Origin of the sequence: Paenibacillus sp. ov031, from assembly GCF_900143165.1 — a bacterium.
GTDB classification, from domain to species: domain Bacteria; phylum Bacillota; class Bacilli; order Paenibacillales; family Paenibacillaceae; genus Paenibacillus; species Paenibacillus marchantiae.
The window spans coordinates 1,430,492-1,454,060 of the sequence record NZ_FRDO01000001.1 but is presented as its reverse complement, the minus strand read 5'-3'; the positions used below and the strand labels follow the sequence as shown (position 1 = coordinate 1,454,060).

Genomic DNA, 23,569 nt, shown 5'->3' with positions numbered 1-23,569 from the left:
TTTATAAATGATCTTGTATATAACCATTAAGTAATAATTTCGCCAATCCAGTCTGCCAATTCATTGGGCGTAATCGCAGCTACATGTGCACCCATATTGGATAACGTCTGCGCAGCATGTTTGTTGTACACGGTATCTCCGTTAAAATCGAGTGCGGTCAGCACAAGCAATTTGCAGCCCGTATCCAGAATATCCTTACATGCTTTATACATGTGCTGGATCGGGTAACCTTCCTCTAAATCACTAACGAGAATGTATATCGTTTTCCCAGGATTTTCGATTAACGTTTCACCATAACGGAGTGCCTTCGTAATATGCGTTCCCCCGCCAAGCTGCACATTCATAAGCACATCTACCGGATCTTCCAGCCTGTCACTCAAATCGACAACCTGTGTGTCAAAAATGAACAATTTCGTTCGCAGTGCATTCAGGCGATAGAAAATGCTGGCCATCACCGAACTGTATATCACTGAATCCAACATGCTTCCGCTCTCATCCACACCAATGATGATGTCCCACTTGTTGTGAGACTGGATATTCCCGTCAAAATATAGACGATCAATTACAAATCTTCGATTGTTTTTATCATAGTTCTTCAAGTTCTTGGTAATCGTCTGCTTGAAATTCAAATTGCGCAAGGAACGCACCGAACTGGATGCATAACGGCTGCGTTTCCCCATAATGCTTGCTCTGGTCTGAGATTCCAGTTTGCGTCGCAGATCTTCAACCACGACTCGTACGATTTCCTTGGCGCTCTTTAATACGTCGCCTTTCATTCGTCCTTTAAATTGCATAATGTTCTTGAGTAGGTTCATATTGGGTTCGAGGGATTCCAGCAGCTTTTTGTCCGTTAACAATTCCGTTAGGCCATAACGGTCAAGCGCCTGTTTCTCCAGAATTTCTACCGTTGATTTCGGGAACAGTTCCCTGACCTTATGCAACCATTTGGGAACGGTTAGATCCGAGGGGCCCCTTCCTCCTCCTTTTCTGTAACCCTGCTCTTCACCATATTCGCGATTATACAGATATCCGAGAATCTCATCGACTTCGGTATATTTAAAATCATCAGGGGAGTAGTCATCTGCATTGGACAGTCCTTCTTCGGAGGATTTACCTAGAATAAGGCGCCAACGGTTTAAGGTCTCTGCCCGGTTCAGCTCTGCATTGTCTTTCACCATTTCCTTGGTAGTATTGAGCTCATTCAGATCAGCTTCCATGCGTCAAACTCCTTCCGAAGGGCTTCATCCCATGTTTTCGTCTGGATCAGCAATCGCTCGTCAACGGAAGGCCATGACATCTCTTCGTTCTCTACCTGATGCAAGCTCGCAACCCGATCCGCAATCAGGCCTGTCTCCATGGGGGTAAAGTAAGTAAACGCCAAACGAAGTTCAGGGATCATGCGAATAAACTCTTCATAATCAAGCTGCTCAATCATATAGTTCAACTCCGATAAAAGCAGATCTTCATACAAAAAAGCGTCCCGTGCTACAGAGAACACGCCCTGTAGATAAAGTGCAGTCTGGCGAGTCTGTTCCTGCGATCCCCGGATATATGCACGTGCTCGATCCACGATCTCTTCTCTATGCCTGTCCCCAAGTCCTGAAGATATGGCAATACACACCCCCTCCAGCTGTGCCGGAAGCTGGCTGTCTGACAGAAGTTCATCCAGATGTGCCCTGAATGGTTCATCCCGGAAATGCTCTTCGGACGATTCTGCCAGCATGGCAAGCAGCTTCAGTCCCTGGACAATCGCTTCATGTTCATCCGGATTCGTTCTTGAGAGCTGCATCAGTTTGTCCACGGCATTGTTATAGGCTTCGGACACGAGATTAAGGAGCTGCTGTTCCTTAGTCAACCCAAGAAGTCTGCGATGCTGCTGAATTCGATTCAAAATATGCAGACTTCCGCACAACGACAAGAAATTCCCATCCTTTCGGAGCGCTGACTTCACTTGGTCATACAGCTTCATTGCGGTATCCTGCAGGCCCATGAGCAGAGCCTGAAGCATGGATTTGGTGAGGTCACCGCTGTGATGATCCGGTATTCCCTGCATTTCCTCTTCCATCTTGCGCGTAGCGGCTTCCCGAATTGTGCCTCCATAGAGCGAGTTTTCGATTAATCGAGCCTCAATTCTGGATGAATAGGTATATACCCACGTCTCCCGAACAAGGTTCATGTCGCGCTGTGCAATCCAATCCGGGCCCGATTGTCGCTTCGCGAAATCCGGAACGAGATATACCATACATTGAAACAATTGACTTTGCCGACGATGATCTGGTTTGGCATATAAATCAAGTATTTTCTTATGTTGGCCTGTAGTACGAATTTGAAGTTTTGATTCCGTACAACGTTCTTTGAAATCCTCAACGATCGGAATACTGAATGGGTTGGGAGCCACTTTTCCGATGACATCCCCGGTTAGCAATCTGTGCAGTTCTTGTATTGGTTTGTCTGAAGATAACGTAAGTTCACCCTTAACAAAGGAAGAAAGTGTTGCATCCATCAGCTCATAGACTCCGCCTTCCCTTTTTCCTCTCAGTCCTGCGAGGCCCTGAACCATACTGTACGCCTCAATAGCATCGCTGGTTGATACATGTTCATGTCCTTCCCTCAGCTTGCGGGTTAGTCGTGATAACAAATCCAAAGCGGTCAAATTATACACGGAGCTCTTTTGCCGGAGCAGCTGGGTCCAGATCTGTTCGTAATAATTCACGTAAGGCATGCCGCTTGCATACCCATTCAGCCGATCCGCTTCGACAAACGTGTAGACCATGGGATACATCTGCTGATGCACCGAATTCTGAGCCTTCGCATGCTTTTGCAACGTCATCTCTTCTGAGTCCGTCCCATGATTCTCGGGTATCAGCAGTCCATACGTATGAAATCCGCCAGTGATAACAAGCACACGTTCATGCTCTTGCCCAGCCTGTTTAATACGACTTCTCATATGAGCTTCTCTTGCCAAATCACCTGTACTGTGCAAGCGCTCCGCTGAATAACACATCCGGGATAAGGTACAGTACGTGAATACATCCTGTACAAATGCCTGTGTTGACTTCTCCAGACCACCAATCTCAAATACGTTCTCCCACAATTCATCGAAACTTCGGCAGTTTGTTTTCTGACATAAACGGTGGATAAACTCAGACCCTGCGAGCAAAGTCTCGTCTTGAATGGATATCTCCCGCTGTTCTGCCTTGTTGGGCTTAGAGAAATGATGATAATCCAGGTCAATAAAAGTTGCAGGGATGCTCAGCCGAGCTGCTTCTTTGAGCGCTACATATTCAGGAGAGTAACGAAGCATCGGATAATAACAGGCCGCTCTCTCCTCTTCACTCTCATAGGTGTAGTAAAGACTAACAGGAGGTATGGTTGCCTCATCAGCCAGAACTTGAAGTAATGGATTGCCGCTCTCAGGTCCTTCGATAAGAATGATGCCCGGCTTGTATTCTTCAATCAATCGCAGCAAATGATAGGAACAGGCTGGACTATGATGGCGTATGGGAAAATAAAGCGTTCCGTTGTTCAGGTTATACACCTGGGACTCAAATAGCGTCTTTAACTGGGCAACATCCAGATCCGTTTTTCCTCTTAACCGATCCATTTCTTTTCCTCGTAGTAATCCTTCCAAATTCCCTCTTCTCTGGACCGCTCCTTCACGACCTTAGAGAAGTAGGTTTTGAGGATGGACAGATCCTTGTCACTTTCTTTCGCTATCGTCCCCAACATGTTTTGCACCAGCCGATCCAATGCGATTCCCTTGTCTTCGTAATAATAGGAAGTCATTGCACTCTGTACATATACAGATACGGCTTCAGCCGTACTCATGGACGCTTGGGGCGTATCCAACTTGTAACCTTCCCGCGTCATTCCTGTGCGAAGCTCCATAAATGTCGTGGCCAGCAATTCAACCACATCCGAATTAATCTCGGTGTCTATTCCGCTATGTAATAATAGGCTTCGCGCTTGGGATTCAATAATCTTGGCTTCCATTTTCACACTGCTGATCGGTTTGATCGTCTCAAAATTGAAACGGCGCTTCAGCGCACCACTCATTTCATTGACACCTTTATCGCGAATGTTCGCCGTAGCAATCACGTTAAACCCTGGTTTGGCAAACAGCACACCACCATCCAGCTCAGGTATACTCATTACCTTGTCACTCAGAATACTGATCAGGCTGTCCTGTGCTTCAGCGGGGCAACGTGTAATCTCCTCAAAACGAGTAAGAATTCCTTTCTTCATTCCGTTATATAAAGGTGAGGGCACAAGTGCGGCTTCGGACGGGCCCTTATCCAGCAGCATGGCATAATTCCAGGAATATTTAATCATGTCTTCGGTTGTACCTGCCGTACCCTGAATTGTGTTTAGGCTGGTACCTGAAATGGCTGCGGTTAGCAATTCACTGAGCATAGTCTTGGCTGTCCCAGGCTCCCCTACCAGCATCAAGCCACGATTGCCTGCCAGTGTCACTACTGCACGTTCAATGAGCACATCGTTGCCATAAAATTTTCTCGTAATCGTGATCTCTTCTCCATCCAATATGGCTGGCTTATCCCTGCCAATAATAAAATCACGCACATATGTAGGGGACAGCAGCCAGTTTGGAGGGCGTTTTCCCGTATCTTCTTCGCGCAGTGCCCTTAATTCTGTCTCATATAGTGTCTCGGCGGGCGGCTTAAGCATCTCCATCGTCAAGGTTTCTCCTCTCGCATAAACAGATCGTATGTTCTTATTAAGCTTTATCTTATCACAGCAGCCTTTGAACGAACGTAGAAAACGCCAAAAATGGTTGAAACGTCCTTCTTATCGGCATTCTTCCTGAGCCAATGGACATAGTTCGTAGCATAATTGTGAATTACTTATATCGCTGCATTATGGCGACTGCATTCAAAACTAAGTTGAATCCACGTTGTTGTAGTAGAAAACTTCATATTATAGGCCATACGTCCCTATAGTTCATTAAACGCTCCGTAATATGGTTCAAGCAGCTAAAGTCCAATCGCACAAAAAAAACACAGCCAAGTAGTCTGTGTCTTTACTTCATTTCTATTGATTTTATTCCTTATTCCATATGCTATTCTATCTAAAATTAAGTAGGCTTTCTATACCATATTTGTTAGTCAAAAACAAGGTTTCAATCCATACAATATTGAATATATAGATGGTGCAGGCTTTTCGTATGAAGCCACCGAAATTAACATATGATCCCTTAGATAAGATGCGTAACAATACGAGCTTTTGATGAGAGGAGATTAACCATTTGAGTACTAATGAAACTTCACAGTCTGAGTTGTTCACTCAAGAATTTACACAGAACCCTTACCCCGTATATGAAAAGTTGAGACAGAATGATCCCATTTACAGAATCCTGTTCCCTCATGGTGATTTCGGTTGGATTATTAGCCGATATGAGGATGCAGTCGAAGTATTAAAAGACAACCGTTTCAGTAAGGATGTAGTCAAACGTTATGGACCCGATCAACAAAATATATTCGTGCATAACATGCTTTTTTCCGATCCACCTGATCATCGCCGGTTACGTGGACTCGTACAGAAGGCTTTTACTCCCAGATTGATTGAGGGCATGAGAAGCCATATTCAAGATATTGCTGACGATCTTCTGGATAATCTCAATTCTCAGGATAAGATGAATCTGATTGATGAGTTTGCTTTTCCATTACCGATCATTGTGATCAGCGAGATCCTGGGCGTACCTCTTGAAGATCAGGACAAATTCCGTCTATGGTCCAATTCCATCATCGATGCGACAAGTGCGGAGCATTCCGAAGTGTTTGAGAAGCATGCCAAGGAATTCATTGATTACCTGAATGCTTGGTTTGCCAAAGTACGCGAGCAGCCGGGTGACGATCTGATCAGCCAGCTCGTTGTAGCAGAAGAATCTGGAGAACAACTCACTGAAAAGGAACTGCTCGGTGTAGTTGCTCTGCTGATCATCGCCGGACACGAAACAACCGTTAACCTGATCGGTAATGGTGTACTTGCTCTATTGGAGCACCCGGAGCAACGCGACCTGTTGATCAAGCAGCCTGAATTAATCCATAACGCCGTAGAAGAAATGCTGCGTTATAACGGACCGGTTGAGTTCAGCACATCCCGCTGGGCATCCGAGGACATTGAATTTCATGGACATCACATCGCTGAAGGCGAAATTGTTATTGTAGCGCTGGATTCAGCCAATCGGGATGAAGCGAAATTTAAGGATGCCGATGTTTTTGATATCACTCGCGAGAAGAGCCCACATTTGGCCTTTGGCAAAGGCATTCACCTCTGTCTGGGAGCCCCTCTCGCGCGACTGGAAGGCGAGATTGCCATTAATACGCTGCTTCGCCGCTTTCCTGATATGCAGCTGCAGACGGATGTTAATGAACTTGAATGGAGACCCGGCATGATTGTTCGAGGTGTTAAGGAGATCCCGGTACAGCTTAAATAGTTATGTATTTGAAGCAAGGAAAGCGAGGCACCTGACTGCATGGAAATAAACACCATTGTTTTAGTCGTTTTTTTATTTCTTATTCTTATCTTATTAGTTCGCGTCATCAGCTTGCAGACCCAGTTGAATGAATTGAAAAGGGATGTTGAACGTCTGGAAAATGGTTCAGGCAGTACCGCACACTCCCCTCTCAGTTATAACGATTCTGCAATGAACGTATCTCCACTTCCACCGGCACAGGCTGACCTGACTGAACTTGATAAAGAATTGCAGGCACTTGCACAACAGGGCAAGAAAATAATTGCAATCAAAAAGGCTCGTGAGGCGAGAAACCTGTCATTGAAAGATGCCAAAGATTATGTTGAGTCTCTTGAACGCCTGTAATAAGTGAGTTTAGATGGGCTTCCCAACTCCCCGCAAAGGTTTTTGCTTTCAGTTGATTCATGTTCAACTGGAAACAACGATCTTTGCGGGGAGTTTACTTTTTTCAAAAGACATGATAAAGTTATTTCAATATTTATAGAAATAAGAAATAAAGACGAAAGGACCGATTTTGATGCAATCCAATCCGATTGATACTGAACAGGCTGTGAAAATTCACAAAGCTCTTGGAGAACAAACGCGATATAAAATCATTCAGATCCTTTCGGGTGAAAGCAATCTCTGCCCAGCTGATTTAGAGAATCGGCTTGTAACCGTGGCGCTCTCCACTTTATCTCATCACCTGAAACAACTTTCCGATTGTGGTTTGTTGACCTCACAAAAGAAAGGTACGTATATTTACTACAGTCTGAATACGGACACTGTACAGAGATTCGTTCCATATCTGTTGGAGAAGTAAAATTTTTGTTTTATATTTCCATAATACTAGAAATATAAAATCATTATATTGGTAATGCTACCTGGTCCGCTGAGCCTCATCGTAGTCGTATAAATACCCTTTTGCCTTAACACCCGGTACATTTGATAGATTAAGTACTCGCTTTGTCTTATTTGTAGATTAGTTTTTTCTTAATCCTGTTCTCTCGTCTTTATTTCTATATTTCTAAAAATATAATAATTATAATCAGAAAGAGGTTATATACTCATGTCTAACACATGGAAAATCTATGTCCTAGCCTTGGTCAGCTTTCTTGTAGGGACCTCCGAATATGTCATTGCAGGCATTCTAGATCGGATCTCGGACACCATGAATATATCGTTGATTGCTGCGGGACAGCTGATCACAATCTTTTCGCTCATTTATGCACTCGGTACGCCCATCATTATCGCTTTAACATCCCGCATGGATCGACGAAAGCTGCTGCTCTACTTTCTGGGACTTTTTGTCGTTGGTAATGTCTTGGCCTACCTGTTACCTGGTTATGGACTCTTTATCGCTGCACGTGTCCTCATGGCGCTGGGAGCCGGAGTCGTCGTTGTAACAGCCTTGACAGTCGCTGCCAAAATAGCGCCTGCAGGCAAACAGGCCAGCTCTATCGCAACGGTCATTACGGGGTTTACCGCATCCCTGATTGTGGGAGTTCCACTGGGAAGAATGGTTGCTGCAGCTTGGGATTGGAAACTTATTTTTGCAGGTATCGCGATTTTGGGTGTGATTGCCATGATTGTTATTGCATCTACGATCCCGCCATCTGAAGGCGAAGCACCCGTTCCTTTGAAAAAACAATTAGCGCTCCTAAAACAACCTCGTATTGGATTTGCGTTACTTGTCAGCTTTTTCTGGTTAGGAGGCTATTCTATTGCGTATACCTACATTTCACCCTACTTGGTATCTGTTGCAGGCATGAGCGAAACGTTGTTAAGTTCCGCTTTGCTGGCTTTTGGAATCGCAAGTCTGATTGGTTCCAAATCTGGAGGATACAGCGCCGATCGTATGGGAGTAAAGCGAACACTTATCCTGGGAATGGCCTTGCATGTCGTAAGTATGCTGATGCTGAACATCACGGCTCATTCAGGTGTGGCCATCTTCATTGTGTTGATTCTATGGTCCTTCTCCGCCTGGTCTTCCGGCCCAACACAGCAATATAATCTGGTTACAATGGCTCCAGAATCGTCCGGGATTATGTTAAGTCTGAACAGTTCAGTTATGCAACTAGCCATGGCTGCTGGTGCCGGTATTGGGGGAATCGCCGTCAGCTCAGTATCATTGTCATCCATCACCTGGATTGGAGCTGTAGGGGTGCTAATTGCAATGATCATCATCATTCTTGCCTATCGTCCGGCAATGGCCACAACAGCACAGAGCAAATCTTCCAATGTGGCATGATTGAGCTTAAGTTTAAGAATAAAAATGATAAAACGCAAAAAGAGAGGCACTGTGAAATTACAGTAGCCTCTCTTTCTTATTCCAGTCTGATTGGTGCCTTATTGTGCAGTTACAGCACCATCAATCGGATAAACAGCGCCATTAATATACGGAGCTTCGTCTCCTAGCAGGAAGGATACCAGATTGGCAATCTCTTCAGGCTTACCGAGACGACCGGACGGAATGCTGTCAAGGGTCGCTTTGAATACTTCAGGATTATCCTTACCAAACTGAACCACCATTGGAGTTTCAATTGTACCTGGGGCAATGGCATTCACGCGAATGTTTTCTTTACCATACTCAATGGCCGCTGTACGTGTTAGTCCAACTACGCCATGCTTCGTCGCTGCATATGGTGCAACTGCTTGAACACCCACAATACCTGCTGTAGATGCCGTATTGACGATGGAACCACCACCAGTTTTGAGCATTTCGGTAATCACATACTTCAATCCGTAAAATACACTTCTCAGGTTAATATCAATGATTTGGTCAAACTGCTCGATAGTATGCTCAATTAGTTTGATACCAGGACCAGCGATCCCGGCATTATTGAAGAACATGTCGATTCGGCCGAATTCCTCGATCGTTTTGTTAACATAATTCTCTACCTCGTTCGCCTTGCTTACATCCGTTTGTACAAAAATGGCTTTACCGCCCAGCTTCTCAATCTGTTTTACAGTTTCCTGACCCGTCTCTGCCACGAGATCAACGACCACAATAGATGCGCCCTTCTCTGCCAATTTTAGTGCAGTCGCTTGGCCCAATCCACTTCCTGCTCCAGTGATAATTGCTACTTTTCCTTTGTGACTCATTTGGATCTCCTCCATGTGTGTTCGTCATCTGTCATCGGATCTATTAATTCGATATGAAGCGTTCTTGCATCGGAATGCAACATATGTAGGGTGAAAAGCCTTGAATCCTGCCTGACTTTACCTATTTTAAAGGAGTTTCAATTTAAAAACAAACCATATAATATGAATACATACTATAATATTCATCACATTCCACACATCTCAAGAAGGAGAACTCCTTAATAAAAGCGTGTAACATTCCCCTTCTTTTTGGTGAGATGTACAGTTTAATTTCATGTATTTATCTTGTCAGATCGACACTTGAACACAGTGCGATAATGCTAAGGAAAACCTAATACTTATCTTAGCAAATTGGTTTTGGCCAGCTCGATCAGCTCATCGCCACGCCCATTCAGCACCGCCTTCATCATCCATAAGGTGAAGCCTTCGGCCTGTTTTATATTAATCTTCGGAGGCAGGGACAGCTCCTGACGGTTCACCACAACATCAATCAGAACAGGGCCATCATGCTGCAATGCACGCTCTACAGCCTCTTCCAGATCAGCCGGATCTTCAACTCGTATCCCCTCGAGACCCATCGCTTGAGCTACCATGGCAAAGTTGGGATTTACGAGCTCGGTACCGGATTCAAGCAATCCGGCAGCTTTCATCTCCAGTTCAACAAAACTGAGTGCACCGTTGTTAAACACCACAACTTTAATCGGGAGATTATGCTGTTTAAGCGTCAGAAGGTCACCCATCAGCATGGCAATGCCGCCATCACCGGACAAGGAAATCACTTGTCTTCCCGGATCAGACACCTGTGCTCCAATTGCCTGTGGAAGAGCATTCGCCATAGTGCCATGACTGAATGAACCTAACAATCGACGATTACGGCTCATTTCAATATAGCGAGCCGCCCATACCGTAGGTGTACCTACATCGCAGGTGAAGATTGCATTTTCAGCTGCAGCATCACTGATAACCTTGGTTAGATACTGTGGATGAATTGGTGTTTTTCCGGGTTTACCTACGGCAAGCTCATCCAATTCTTTACGAACTTTCTCGTAACGTTCCACACTTTTATGCAAATGTTTGTCGCTATGCTCTTCCGTCAGAAAAGGTAATAATGTTTCAATGGTGGCCTTTATGTCTCCGCACACTCCATAATCGAGCTTTGTACGGCGACCAAGGTGTGAAGACTGAATATCCACTTGGAGTACAACCGCATCTTCCGGGAAGAATTGACGGTACGGAAAATCGGTTCCCAGCATCAGTAGCACATCACAGTCCATCATGGCATGATAACCAGACGAATATCCGATTAATCCTGTGAGGCCCACCGAATACGGGTTATCGTATTCCAGGTATTCCTTGCCTCGCAAAGCAATAACCATAGGGGATTTCAAGCGATCACAGAGCTGCATCAGAGGTTCACGTGCACCGGCGCAGCCTGCACCACACAGCAACGTAATTTTTTTGCCTTGATTCAGGAATTCCGCCAGTTTCCGCAGTTCAGGTTCGGAAGGGTGTACAACAGGCTGTGTCGCATGATATACATGCTCCGGCACAGGCAGGTCAGCCGCTTCTAAAGCTGCTACATCCCCCGGCAGTATAATGACGGAAACGCCTGAACGCGCTACTGCGGTCTGCATTGCCATCGTAAAGGAACGTGGCATCTGCTTGGCTGTTGTGATGACTTCGCAATAATGACTGCATTCCTGAAACAAATACTCTGGATGAGTCGCCTGAAAATACTCACTCCCAATCTCATCACTCGGAATATGAGCAGCGATGGCAAGTACCGGTACACGGTTCCGATGACAGTCGTACAGACCGTTAATCAAGTGCATGTTTCCCGGTCCGCTACTGCCTGCACATACGGCGATACTTCCGCTCACTTGGGCATCTGCCCCTGCCGCAAAAGCAGCAACTTCCTCATGGCGGACATGAATCCATTCAATTTTACCCGAACGACGGATGGAATCGAGTACCGCATTCAAGGAGTCTCCAACGATACCATAGATGCGTTTGACGCCTGCGTTCAATAGTGCTTCGACCAGAACGTCTGCAATTGTTTTTTTCATGACAAGTCGGTCTCCTTTATTCGCTTATTTTGAGTTATGTTTCCACCGCGTTAAACTACCTATTCTTTTACCCCAATCTTTTGAAATTAGAAACAAAATCATATGTATTTATGGATATATACAAAAATCCGCTTGTCACGGACTGACAAACGGATCATGGGTTGTTATGGTTCAAAAAGCGGTTCATTGCATGTTTAGTAATTCATTCACATCCATAAATCAATATTAAATGGCAGGCATCACGTTGCCTCCACTGACTGGGATATAAGCTCCTGTAATAAAAGAGGACAGGTCGGATGCCAGAAATGCTACGGCATTGGCAATTTCCTGATCTTCTCCCCTACGTTTCAACGGAACAGTTTGAATATAACCCTCATCATGGCCCGACTCGTTGTTGCGATCGCGCTCACTGATCGTCCATCCAGGTGCAACCTGGTTGACCGTAATCTGATATTCGCCTACCTCTTTCGCCAACACACGGTACAAACCGTCCATGCCGCGTTTTCCTGCTGTATATGCAGATTGAGTAGCAAAATTTTGCATCGCACATTCCGTATTGATACCAATGAATCGACCAGCTCTGGCTTCTTTCATATATGGGATGAATGCTTTGGCAAGATACACACTCTGCATCACACATGATTCGAACTGGCTTATATAATCATCCGGTGATTGTTCCAGCACCGTTGTCCAGGCATATTGGATGACTGCATTGGCAACAACGATATCGACATCGCCGAGGCTGGACTGAATTTCATCCCGCAACCGAAATGCCGTATCCTGCTTCGTGATATCGCCCTGAACAATGACCGTTTTTCGACCGATGGCTTCAATCTCAGCTTGAAGCTCTTTAGCCTTCGTTTCATTATTTATGTAATGCAGCGCGAGATCAGCACCACAGTCTGCTAACGTACGAGCGATGACCCTTCCCAATTGACCGGTTGCGCCTGTCACCAGTGCCGTTTTACCTGTAAGATCCAATTTCATAGGGACAGTCCCCTCCTTTGAGCAACGTGTAATTATGAAATCTTGCGATGAAGAAAGAAGGATTTTAAAATGATGTAACCATTATTAATCAAACTGGAAAACGCTTTCGAAGTTCATGCTATTTTCGGTTTGGTTCAATGAGACTCATCATTTTATTAATTTCCGTGCTGAATGAGATCGATTTCCTGGAAGCGACTAACTTCTTTTTCCCACCGTTCTTCCACATATTTGCGGTGAACCGGGTGATCATTATATGCATCATATGCAGCCTGATTGGCGAATACCATCGAAAAACTGTAATCAAACTCGTTCTTTTCGCTCACCTGACGCAGGACCTGGAATTGCTCTACACCGGGAATATTCGCCAGTGCATCCGCACTTTCTTTCAAAAATGCCTCTGCTTCTGGTGTATCTTTACCTGCGTAAAGTGTAAACGTTACCATATGATTGATGTTGCTCATCTCTATTTCCTCCTCCAATATGTCTGACTCTGTTTCCTAGTGTACATCCGAAACTATTGTAAGCGCAATAATTGGTTGAATTAATTTTAGAGGAATTGAATATATATGGGTATTAGAATTACTTTTAAGTCGGAATTACATGGGTTTACCTATCGGCATGTATACAAAAAAACCTCAGGATTAATCCCGAGGTTTTCTTGTAATGGTTTGGACAACCTATTTGATGTTGTATTTACGGTTAAATTTATCAACACGACCACCGATGTCCACGTTTCTTTGTTTACCAGTGAAGAATGGGTGGGATGCGGAGCTAGTGTCCACACGGATTACTGGGTAAGAGTTACCATCTTCCCATTCCATTGTTTCGTTCGAGAATTTAGTCGAAGAACTCAGGAATTTGTAATCAGCACTTGCATCGAAGAAAATTACTGTTTGTGTCTTTGGATGGATATCAGCTTTTGGCATAATCTATTTACACTCCTTTAATATGGGTACTTCTTAGAATAGAACTAAATTTTATTATACTCTTTTTTTGGACGAAGTACCAGTCGGAATTGAAGAAACGATAAATATTTTATAATTCACTGTGATTTGCACAGGTTTCAGAGTTCAAGTTAAGCCCTTCTCAAGTACATTTAGCATATATTCCAATGCTTCCAGTTCATCTCTTCCCCGTGTCTGCAATCTCACCACACTGCCATGTCGAATGGGGAGAAGCGCCATTCCGAGCAGGCTTTTGACATCTACACGATGCTCATGATTCGCATCCATAAATGACAATGAAATATCCGAGGCAAAACGCGACGCTTGCGAAGATACAGACATCAGATCATCTCGGTGGAAATCAGAGTGAATCATAAATTCATGTGTTCTCACAACCTTCAGTTCCTTTCGCTAGATGCTGATTAACCCATTTGGTGTGTATCATTTTATATATTAAAATCTTCAAGCATTATACCACGTTATGGAAGCTTGTTTAATCCTTTTATGGCGAAAAATACAAAAAAAGAAGCCCTAAATATCAGGGCTCCTTTGAACTAGATTCATTTGCCGTTCGGATACACCATTACTTTCAGACTGCCACTTTTGTTGTGCAATGCCCGTTCCATGGCCTGCTGCGTCTCCTCAAGCGAATAACGGTCAGTAATCAGGGACATTACATCATGCTGGCCTGAACTCAGAAATTCAATTCCCGCCGGATACGTATTGGCGTAACGGAAGATTCCGTATATATCCACCTCGTTGTCCGCGATAAAAGGAACATTCAAGGCAATTTCGTCCTGTGCAGGCAGTCCTACAATAGCAAGCTTGCCTCCTCGCCGGAGCGAATATAATGCCGACTGAAGCGCCTTCGGATTCCCCGCAGTTTCCCAAGCCGTATCTACTCCGACGCCGTTCGTTAAATCACGGATCACCGCCTGTGCATCCTCGTTCCGTACATTAATGGTATGGGTTGCGCCCATACGACGAGCAGCCTCTAACCGCACTTCCTCCAGATCGGTGACGATGATGCGTTCTACGCCAAACGATTTGGCAGCTGCAACGGCCATCAATCCAACAGGCCCCATGCCCATAATGGCAAGTGTAGTGCCCGGAGCCAGTTTACTGCGTCTTGCAGCATGAATGCCAACCGAGAAAGGTTCATTCATGGCTGCTTCTTCAAAAGACAGATGATCCGGGATCGAGAAAACCATATCCTCCCGAATGGTCATGTACTGTACAAATGCCCCATCCACCGGAGGCGTCGCCAGAAATTGCACGTCGGGACACAGATTATAACGACCTTCTTTGCATGCCGTGCATCGTCCGCAGGTTACCCCGGGCTCAATGGCTACCCGATCTCCTTCTTTCAACCGTGAAACTCTTGAGCCTACAGCCGCTACAATACCTGCACATTCATGTCCAAGTATAATCGGTTTCTCAACTACAAATCGGCCAATTCTACCATGTTCAAAATAATGCACATCCGATCCGCAGACGCCAACGGCCATCACCTGAATGAGCACTTCGTCTTCAGCCGGCTGTGGTACAGCCTGTTCTTCAATGATGATGTGCCCCGGCTCTGTCATGACAGCAGCCTTCATAGTTTCGGGTAATTGATGATCTCCCATATGTTCCCTCCTTCTCGTGTATGTCAACGTTGTTCTTTCCTCCGAAGAAGATCCGACTGTTTTATATACTCTCGTATCCAGATTAATATATCGTTCTTCCTTGTTTATCTGCAATACCACTTTTGCGATAGAAGTACGTATTGATCATATCTCGCCATTCCTTGGCGTGCTCCGCCTGCCCTGCCTGTAACGCAGACACCTTATCAAATACATTTGAATCAATCTTGCCTTCCAACTGTCTCCAGGTCTGTGCTAATGCTTTCGCCTGCTCTGCTCCATCAAAATGTGTATCATAAATGTGCTGAATGACCGTTTTGCCAGAATTCAGAACATGCGTATACGGGACATGGTGGAAAAATAATAGCAGCTCGTCCGGACAGGAGTCTACGGATTCATATCTTTCGGCATTTTCGCGGTGGTATTGGGAAGTGTATCCTGTTCCACTGCTCATTGTCCGGTCCACACCAATGCCATCACAATCGGCAAAATGATACGTGCCCCACTTGGAATATTCATAGCCATCCACATTAGGCCCATAATGGTGCTCCGGATTAACCATCCAGCCTACACCGAGCGGTGCCGTATAACTTTCATAGATATGGAGTGAATTCAAAAGCATGCCAAAGATTAGACGAACGACCTCTTCGTCATGTCCGAATGTAAGTCTGACCCACTCCTCCGCAATCTCTTCCGATGACAGCTCTGGATTCCAAGCAAGTCTTCCATATCCATATAGATTCGCCTGAGCGAGCGGATGTCCTGTCCAGCAAGCATCTGCACCGATATTGGATACTGCGGCAAAGCCGCTGTAGGGCCTGTTGTACAGAGAACCGTCAGCAATGCGTTTGATTTCAGAACCCGGCCCCTTGGCGAACGTATCAAAATCCAATACTTCTTTCCACTGTGGAATCAGATAACACAGATGCCGCTGCTGACCCGTATACTCTTGCGTAATCTGGAACTCCAATACCTGATTTGTGTTCTCCATTGCTCCGAACAGTGGAGATACGGCCTCGCGAACCTGAAAGTCCATTGGCCCATTCTTGATCTGCAAAATGACGTTATCCGCAAATCGGCCATCCAGTGGTTTGAAGTGGTCATATGCCGCCCGTGCACGATCCGTGGAGCGGTCACGCCAGTCTTGTTTACAGTTATAGACGAAGCAGCGCCATATTACCAGTCCACCAAACGGGCGAAGTGCCTCGGCCAGCATGTTCGCTCCATCGGCATGATCACGGTTATATGTGAAGGGTCCAGGCCGATTTTCCGAATCAGCTTTGATCAGATAGCCGCCAAAATCCGGGATTGCCGCATACACCTTGGCTGTCTGAATGTTCCACCATTCACGGACCTGTTCATCCAGCGGATCTGCCGTAAGCAATCCACCAATCTCTATTGGACTAGCATAGTTGGCGCTAAGGAACAATCGGATGCCGTACGCTCTGAATTGGGCAGCAACCTTCGCAACATCACCCAGGAAACGTTCCGTCAGGAACAGGCTCTCACGCTGATGCACGTTTACGTTGTTGATTGAAATAGCGTTAATGCCTGTAGAAGCAAGCAATCTGGCATAATCTCGAATACGTGCAAGATCACGAGTGAATTCTCCATTGTCATAGAAAATGGATTTTCCAGCATAACCACGCTCGATGCTGCCGTCCACATTATCCCACTGATTGATCATGCGTAATGCATTAACAGGCTGCTCGGAAATGTAGCTTAATCTTCCCCCAGCAGGGTGCACTTCGTTTGAGTTTTCTTGCTCCAGAACAAGCTCCCTTAATAGATGAAAAGTACCATATAGAACACCTTGAGGGGTTTCAGAACCAATAAATAGCCTACCCTGCTCTTTATCTTCGCGGATAATATAACCTTCTCCCTGCACAGTAGAGCGTTCCGTGTCGCTGAAGGCCTGAGCCACGGCTTCTGAACCGGTCCATGTGCCAAGCCAGATCCCTTGTGCCTCCTGGTGGTCTGAATCCGATTTGCTCACTTGACTGACAGTTTCCTGATTAACTTTCGGTTTGATGCCAAACAGCTTATCCAGTCCCTGAGTCAGCTCGGCTGATGCTGTTGATATAATTTCCTGATCTTCCGCTACAGTCACGATATGACTCCAGACAGGGGCTGATTTTTTGACGGCTCCTTTTACTGCGGTTTGACTTAGAAGATATCCAAGCCACGCATCGTATTGAGGGCCGGAAAAATTCGATTGAAGGGTTGTGTTGCTCATTGTACAGCCTCCTTGCTGGCATAAATCTGCTCCAGACGATTACCTTTGCCTTCGAGCAGCCATAGAATTGATGTTACTCCGCGCGGGTAATACTTGCTACCGACCGCCACACCTGCCAGGATCTGGTCACTCCAGCACCAGTAAGATTCCTCTGGATGCAGCAGCCAGTTTACATGAGCAGCGTCAGATGCCTTCCCTGTTTCATCCCATTCCACGCCCAGCAGTTCTCGTGCGATGAACTGGGATAGATATATTTTGCTGAGCCATGAGTTATTGCTCGTAGAGGACAGTTTCCAGCCTCCATCTTCAAATAGGCACGTACCAGGGACAAGAACCGTTTTAAAGTGGGTTCGGAGTGCTTGCAGGTAAGGACCGAAACGGCCATTTACATCCAGCGCGCCTTCACAACCGGTAAAGTATGGGAACACCAAGCCTTCAATGGCCGGAATGATACGGGAATCATTATTTTCGTCGATAACTGCTGGAATGTAACCACTATCGGTTAACTTGGCTGCGATACTGGCTGCACAGCGATCCGCCTGACGTCCTGCGTGATGAGACAAATCAGCCAGCTTCTCTGCAGCGAACAGCTTCTCCAGGGCTACATAGACGGCCCAGCATTTTCCAGCCAGATAGATGTTGTTGCGGGATTGTCCAAGTGACACATCCAGGCTGTCGTAAGTGGTAATCTCGGCTCCGCCTTTGGTACGACTGCTATCCAGCCCCATCAGGCCGTTGCGTTGGTTTTCATCCGGATGATCCCGGTTTAACATGCTTTCAAAGCAATCCCGAATGACGGGCAGCATCTCTTTAACAAATTCCCGGTCCTGCGTCTGTTCAATATATACAGTTGCACAGCAGAGCCAGTTGACCAGTTCCTCGTGGCTCATTTGCGAGAAGCAGTCATCGATACCTACCAGTTCATATGCCGAGTGCCCCGGACGTGAGAATACATTGGCTACGCCGATATCATGCGTGAAAGTAATGCCGCCCGGATATTCTTTCTCTTCGCCCGGGAACCGCACTTGATCTGTATAACTGTAACGTTTCACAAACCACTCTAACTCGTTACGCACGGTCCAAGGGTTTAAGGCAAGTTCAAAATACAACTGATCTGCGGTCAGATCGAGTGTGTTCATCATCCGGTATTCGCCTTCATTTACGATCCAGAACGGCTCTCCATCCGCATCCAGCAGTTGTGTACTTGCATAATAGCTGTGAATGGAATGGGCAAGCATAAATGACTGATCTTCACTCAAAGCAGCTACTCCGAGACGTTGCTCAATTTCCTTACAGGAAGCAGTCAGCTCGTTGAAACGGTTAAGCGCATATTTCCCGGCTTCCTGGATATCTGCAAAATAACGTGTATACCAATAGGTCGTGTCCATACCCGAAGTAACGATCCCGCCGCGATAAAAACAGACGGCAAATTGGTACGTACGCTTCTCTCCGGCGGGAACGTCCATCAACAACGCAGCTGTTTCACCTAGACCGAAGGCCAGATTCTCACGATGTTTCTCCTGCAATATCTTCTCCAATGTAAATCCTCGAGCAGGCCATAGACCCTCATCCGCAGATAAAATGGCAGTTAGGCGACCTTGTCCAACTCCGGTTAATGCCCCACCCTCAGGTCCTCCGATGATACGCATGGCTGAGTAAGGATCATTTCCCTGGTAGCCAAAATATGCTTTACGCGACTGGCGTCCTTGCGTGTTATCAATTGTTATCTCCACCAGCACCACAGGCACAAGCGCATCCATTATTGCTTCACGATCACCACTCAGCGGTTCGGGTACAGGACGCACAGGTGAGTAAATACGGAAAGTCAGATCACCCGCCGTCCACGTATCTGTTCCCGAAGTAAACTCGCGCGTAATCTCTTCATCGCGGAACGCTGAAATTAGCGGGCGTGTTCCCTGTGCTGCCGCTGGTGTGCTCAATCCATTTTCTGTCGAGGCCGAAGACACCTGATCTGAATCCGAATTGTCCACTTTCTCTACATCATATCGAACGCTTGCATCTTCAACCGCTTCGAAAAATGGTAAAGCTTCGTAGTTCTCACTGTCGCGAGATTGTAAACCGATATATATATTCTGATCTGCTGGCTTGCCAAGCTCCAGGCCTAGTCCGCCTTTGGCTCCTTTGTATCCAAGCGTAAAGCTGGCAAAAGCCCCGATCGGTGAGTGATGGGCATTATAAAAGATGGACTTGGATGTGCTCATGAACGATGACCCCTCTCAAAATGGTTTGCATACGTTTTCATTAGCCCCATCCTACCATGGGCATTCCACCGTAGACCATGGTCAAATCAATCGGATATTTACCCAAATCAAGCTAATAGACTATAATATAAATAAAGCGGTTACATCTGTTTCTATTTTTATTAAGGGGGTCTTCCATGTCTTCCACCTATTTGCCTCCCGCTCTGGGAGAGAGTATGCATGAGGTGTTTTACCCAGATGTACAAACAACGGTGAATTTGTTCGCTATACATTTGCGAAGTGTCGGCGCGGATTGGGATTATCCAGCTCACGAACATCCACAATATGAGCTGAATTATGTAACAGAAGGCGAACAATATATGACCGTGAATGGCAAACTGTATATTCAAAAGGCTGGCGAATTGCTCCTGATTCCTCCAGGAAGCACTCATTCCAGCCTGAGCCATAACGGCAAGGGGTTTACGTATTTTTGCATGCATTTTGATATCGATGATCAGTTATTTCTCTCTTTGCTTGCACGAATCAAGCAGGTTTTGTTCGATGCAGATAGTCCGGTTACCCACCAGATCGAGCCTGTACTTCGCAAATTAATGTCTTCTGCGGATAACCGGGCGGCGAGTACGATGGTGCAGCGCATGCAGCTGCAATCGGCGGTATTTGAGTTGTTCGGCCATTTATGGGAGGCTGTCTCTCAGGAAGCAGCTCAAATGTTTACGGACGGATATGAAAAGATCGAACTTGCCCATCAAATTCGTAATAGGCTGCAAGCACTGGTAAGTCAGCAGTTCAAGCAGGGACGTGAGTCCGACAGCCATTATGGCATTGATGATATTGCAGCAGAGCTGGGCATCAGTTCCTCGCATTGTAACCGTGTATTTCGGCAGGTGTATGGTCAGTCTCCACGTGTATATTTATCTGAAATGGTTCTGCATGAAGCCAAAGTTCTGCTGGGTAACCCCAAGCTTTCGGTTCAGAACATCGCTGCCATGTTAGGTTACAAGGATATTGCCCATTTCAGTCGTCAATTCAAGCGCTGGTCAGGGATTTCACCCACACGCTACAGACAGGAACAGCCTGTTCCGGAATGAGCTTCATCCATTGAAGATCATTCCAGTATGGCCTCTACGTTGTATATGATTAAACGCCGGTTCTTTTATTTCAAAAGACGTTTAATCGTCTTCAGCTTGTTATCGTATGGCGGATATAAAATCGACAAGTTCAATCTGGTGCTCTTTTTGAGCACACTTTTCATATGAGAGAAGGTCTCCAGGCTATAACGCCCGTGATATGAACCAAGACCGGAATGTCCTACCCCTCCAAAAGGCAGACGTGGGTTGGCTACATGGGTAATCGTATCGTTAATGCATCCTCCCCCAAAAGAAACCTCGCGCATCACTTTATCTTGTAGTTGTGTATCTGATGTAAAGAGATATAGCGCCAGCGGTTTCGGCCGCTTCTCAATTCCTGCAATCGCCTCATCAATATGGGAATAACTGATAATCGGCAGAATCGGACCAAAAATTTCGTCTTCCATCGTTGCCGCATCCCACGATTCAGCATCAATAAATGTCGGTTCAATAAAGCGGTCTTCCTCATCGGATTGACCACCATAGATGACGAGGGCTTGATCGCGTTCAATAAGGGTAGTGAGACGTTTGAAATGCGCCTTGTTGACGATTCGCCCATAATCTCGATTATGCTGAATATCTGTGCCAAAGAACATTTCCACTGCTGCTTTCATTTCGGAGATCAACGAATCTTTCACCTGTTCATGCACAAGCAGATAATCCGGAGCGATGCAGGTCTGACCCGTATTGAGCAGCTTTCCCCATATAATACGCTGTGCAGCCACTTTGATATCTGCATGCTTATCCACGATGACTGGACTTTTACCGCCAAGCTCCAGCGTCACTGGAACGAGATTTTTGGCAGCGGCCTCCATGACAATTTTGCCAACGGGTACACTTCCTGTAAAAAAGATATAGTCAAAAGGCGAATTAATAAGCGCCGTGGTGGTGTCTTTGGCTCCTTCGACCACGTGAACGTATGCTGGTTCGAATACCGAGCTAATCATCTCGCGAATAACAGCTGAGACGGCTGGTGTGTTCTCTGATGCTTTGAGGACTGCCGTATTGCCTGCTGCAAACGCACCAACCAGGGGTTCAATCAACAGCTGGAATGGATAGTTAAAAGGTCCAATAATCAATACCGCACCATAAGGCTCAGGAATGATATAACTTTTCGACCCGATCAGCGTGAATTGGGTTTTGACTTTGACCGGCTTGACCCATTTCTTCACTTGCCGAATGGTGTGCGTGATACTATCCAGCATGAATCCAATCTCTGTAGTATACGATTCGAACTCACTCTTGCCCAAATCCTGATAGAGCGCCTCAGTAAGACGGGACTCATACTTCTGAATCGCCTGTTTCAACCGGGTTAAATGTGTAATACGTGACTCGGCCGAACGAGTAGCCCCTGAGCGAAAAAAATGCCGTTGCTGCAGTAAAATTTCTTCGACTTCATGTGCGCTTAATTCCTGCATGACACTCATATAATACAACTCCTCTTCGAGTTAATGATGATTCGTTTAAACATACGAACATTTAGCCCACATGCCTAGGCATGTTAACAACTCTTGCTTATAAGCACTCTTCTTCCAACGCGCCAACCAGTTCCTTCAACAGCTCTACCGAGGACCTTAATGAAGCGGAATAATATCGTTGTGTGCCCTTCTGTTCTACGGAGATGAGCCCTTTTTCAAGCAATAACTTGAGATGATGAGATATAGCAGGCCGGGATAGGCTGAACTGCTCTGTAATTTCATTCACTGTCATGCTGCCCTTCTCACTAAGAGCAAGTAATATCGCCTGACGATGATTGTCGCTAAGTACCTGGAATAAGGGGATGCAGGTTTGAAAAATAGATATCGCTTTTTGTCCCATGGTTTCACCTCTATTATATGTCTACAGATATCACAATTGTCACGTCTGTTGGTTTAAACATTTGAACCTAATGACTATAGTTTACTCCAGCATCCCGCTAACAGCAAGCCTTGTGCGATAAATTTTAGACTAACTCATATAAAGCGCTTCCATACTACCATACAAGTATGGTAGTATGTTCTTGAAGGAGTTGAGATTATGGAATATCCCCCTAGGTCTTCGTCCAAAGCCGAATTATTATCATCCTTAATTAACCCGTCTTCTCTGAACAAACAGGCATTCTCTTCTCGTGAGGCGGTCTATACGACGTTGAAGCAGTTGATTCTGAGTTTGAAGCTGCCTCCCGGTACCGCCATCTCGGAGAAAGAGATCTCGCTTGAGTTCAATGTAAGTCGGACCCCTGTTCGAGAAAGCTTTGTCCGATTAGCGCAGGAAGGTCTGCTGGAAGTCTATCCGCAGCGAGGTACCTATGTATCTCTGATTCAGGTTGATCTCGTGGAGGAAGCACGTTTCATGCGTGAGCAGCTTGAGCGTGCCGTCATACGGCTCGCGTGTGTCCAATTTCCAGATGAACACATGAAAATATTGGAGCAGAACCTTGCGCAGCAGCAGGAATGCATACTTGAACCGGATGATGAACGAATGTTCGGATTGGATGAGGAATTCCATAGTACTCTCTTTGCAGGCTGTAACAAAAAAAACACCTGGTCCGTGATCCAGCATATGAACGTGCATCTGAACCGGAGCCGAATGCTCCGTCTGTCTTCGGATCATCATTGGGATCATTTGCTCGAACAGCATCGATCCATGGTTCAGGCGATACAACAGCACGATGCCCAAACGGCAGAGCACATTATGCAGGAACATCTGCATTTGACCGTAACGGATCTGGCTGTCCTGCGGGATACATACCCTTCCTATTTTCAATGATGATGGATTTACCTGTTCTTTAAACTAATCTTGATGA

20 protein-coding genes are annotated in these 23,569 nt (G+C 45.8%); 6 read left to right on the top strand and 14 right to left on the bottom strand.

Annotated elements, in window-relative coordinates:
* Positions 1–26 precede the first annotated feature (26 nt).
* From BUA17_RS06275 to BUA17_RS06265, 3 genes are read right to left on the bottom strand one after another with little or no spacing between them, the layout of a single operon-like run.
* Positions 27–1,178 carry a VWA domain-containing protein gene (locus BUA17_RS06275; RefSeq protein ID WP_072733503.1) on the bottom strand — a complete coding sequence of 384 codons (1,152 nt, stop codon included), beginning with the start codon at positions 1,176–1,178 and terminating at the stop codon, positions 27–29.
* A 23-nt stretch (positions 1,179–1,201) separates the two neighbouring features.
* On the bottom strand, positions 1,202–3,604 hold the full coding sequence (locus BUA17_RS06270) for a DUF5682 family protein (protein WP_072732952.1): 2,403 nt from the start codon (positions 3,602–3,604) through the stop codon (positions 1,202–1,204).
* Positions 3,592–4,692 (bottom strand): ATP-binding protein, encoded by a 1,101-nt coding sequence (locus BUA17_RS06265; protein ID WP_072732951.1) that lies wholly within the window; start codon positions 4,690–4,692, stop codon positions 3,592–3,594. Before BUA17_RS06265 ends, BUA17_RS06270 begins: the two co-directional genes overlap by 13 nt.
* Positions 4,693–5,263: 571 nt before the next feature.
* Here BUA17_RS06265 and BUA17_RS06260 point away from each other — a divergent pair.
* From BUA17_RS06260 to BUA17_RS06245, 4 genes are all read left to right on the top strand, one after another.
* The gene (locus BUA17_RS06260; protein WP_072732950.1) at positions 5,264–6,454 is read left to right on the top strand and encodes a cytochrome P450 family protein; all 1,191 of its coding nucleotides are present in this window, start codon (positions 5,264–5,266) and stop codon (positions 6,452–6,454) included.
* Between the two features lie 39 nt (positions 6,455–6,493).
* Positions 6,494–6,838 carry a ribosomal L7/L12 family protein gene (locus BUA17_RS06255; protein WP_063563869.1) on the top strand — a complete coding sequence of 115 codons (345 nt, stop codon included), beginning with the start codon at positions 6,494–6,496 and terminating at the stop codon, positions 6,836–6,838.
* Between the two features lie 172 nt (positions 6,839–7,010).
* Positions 7,011–7,295, top strand: coding sequence for an ArsR/SmtB family transcription factor (locus BUA17_RS06250; protein WP_063563870.1), 285 nt, complete (start codon positions 7,011–7,013; stop codon positions 7,293–7,295).
* Between the two features lie 246 nt (positions 7,296–7,541).
* Complete coding sequence (locus tag BUA17_RS06245; protein ID WP_072732949.1) at positions 7,542–8,723, top strand: MFS transporter; 1,182 nt, start codon at positions 7,542–7,544, stop codon at positions 8,721–8,723.
* Positions 8,724–8,821: 98 nt separating this feature from the next.
* On the opposite strand, the gene BUA17_RS06240 is transcribed toward BUA17_RS06245, so the two are convergent.
* From BUA17_RS06240 to BUA17_RS06200, 9 genes are all read right to left on the bottom strand, one after another.
* Entirely contained in the window at positions 8,822–9,577 is a 756-nt protein-coding gene (locus BUA17_RS06240; RefSeq protein WP_063563872.1) for an SDR family NAD(P)-dependent oxidoreductase, read from the bottom strand.
* 338 nt (positions 9,578–9,915) lie between these two features.
* Positions 9,916–11,643 carry a ubiquinone-dependent pyruvate dehydrogenase gene (poxB, locus tag BUA17_RS06235; RefSeq protein WP_063563873.1) on the bottom strand — a complete coding sequence of 576 codons (1,728 nt, stop codon included), beginning with the start codon at positions 11,641–11,643 and terminating at the stop codon, positions 9,916–9,918.
* A 225-nt stretch (positions 11,644–11,868) separates the two neighbouring features.
* Complete coding sequence (locus BUA17_RS06230; protein WP_072732948.1) at positions 11,869–12,630, bottom strand: SDR family NAD(P)-dependent oxidoreductase; 762 nt, start codon at positions 12,628–12,630, stop codon at positions 11,869–11,871.
* Positions 12,631–12,785: 155 nt separating this feature from the next.
* Complete coding sequence (locus BUA17_RS06225; protein ID WP_063563875.1) at positions 12,786–13,091, bottom strand: Dabb family protein; 306 nt, start codon at positions 13,089–13,091, stop codon at positions 12,786–12,788.
* A gap of 216 nt (positions 13,092–13,307) precedes the next feature.
* Complete coding sequence (locus BUA17_RS06220) at positions 13,308–13,556, bottom strand: type B 50S ribosomal protein L31 (RefSeq protein ID WP_063563876.1); 249 nt, start codon at positions 13,554–13,556, stop codon at positions 13,308–13,310.
* A gap of 144 nt (positions 13,557–13,700) precedes the next feature.
* A complete protein-coding gene (locus BUA17_RS06215; RefSeq protein WP_063563877.1) occupies positions 13,701–13,967 on the bottom strand; it encodes an HPr family phosphocarrier protein in 267 nt (88 codons plus the stop codon).
* A 167-nt stretch (positions 13,968–14,134) separates the two neighbouring features.
* Positions 14,135–15,202: an NAD(P)-dependent alcohol dehydrogenase gene (locus BUA17_RS06210; RefSeq protein ID WP_072732947.1), complete on the bottom strand. Its 1,068-nt coding sequence runs from the start codon at positions 15,200–15,202 to the stop codon at positions 14,135–14,137.
* Between the two features lie 82 nt (positions 15,203–15,284).
* Positions 15,285–17,435 carry an alpha-glucuronidase family glycosyl hydrolase gene (locus BUA17_RS06205; RefSeq protein WP_072732946.1) on the bottom strand — a complete coding sequence of 717 codons (2,151 nt, stop codon included), beginning with the start codon at positions 17,433–17,435 and terminating at the stop codon, positions 15,285–15,287.
* On the bottom strand, positions 17,432–19,657 hold the full coding sequence (locus BUA17_RS06200) for a glycoside hydrolase family 52 protein (RefSeq protein ID WP_072732945.1): 2,226 nt from the start codon (positions 19,655–19,657) through the stop codon (positions 17,432–17,434). Before BUA17_RS06200 ends, BUA17_RS06205 begins: the two co-directional genes overlap by 4 nt.
* Before the next feature lie 176 nt (positions 19,658–19,833).
* On the opposite strand from BUA17_RS06200, the gene BUA17_RS06195 reads away from it, so the two are divergent.
* Positions 19,834–20,745 carry a helix-turn-helix domain-containing protein gene (locus BUA17_RS06195; RefSeq protein WP_072732944.1) on the top strand — a complete coding sequence of 304 codons (912 nt, stop codon included), beginning with the start codon at positions 19,834–19,836 and terminating at the stop codon, positions 20,743–20,745.
* 65 nt (positions 20,746–20,810) lie between these two features.
* Here BUA17_RS06195 and BUA17_RS06190 read toward each other — a convergent pair whose 3' ends face one another.
* Both BUA17_RS06190 and BUA17_RS06185 read right to left on the bottom strand, forming a co-directional pair.
* Positions 20,811–22,202: an aldehyde dehydrogenase gene (locus tag BUA17_RS06190; protein ID WP_072733502.1), complete on the bottom strand. Its 1,392-nt coding sequence runs from the start codon at positions 22,200–22,202 to the stop codon at positions 20,811–20,813.
* A gap of 97 nt (positions 22,203–22,299) precedes the next feature.
* Positions 22,300–22,602 carry an ArsR/SmtB family transcription factor gene (locus tag BUA17_RS06185; protein WP_063563882.1) on the bottom strand — a complete coding sequence of 101 codons (303 nt, stop codon included), beginning with the start codon at positions 22,600–22,602 and terminating at the stop codon, positions 22,300–22,302.
* Positions 22,603–22,800: 198 nt separating this feature from the next.
* Between BUA17_RS06185 and BUA17_RS06180 the strand changes: the two genes are divergently transcribed.
* Positions 22,801–23,532 (top strand): GntR family transcriptional regulator, encoded by a 732-nt coding sequence (locus BUA17_RS06180; RefSeq protein WP_082935071.1) that lies wholly within the window; start codon positions 22,801–22,803, stop codon positions 23,530–23,532.
* Positions 23,533–23,569: the final 37 nt, after the last annotated feature.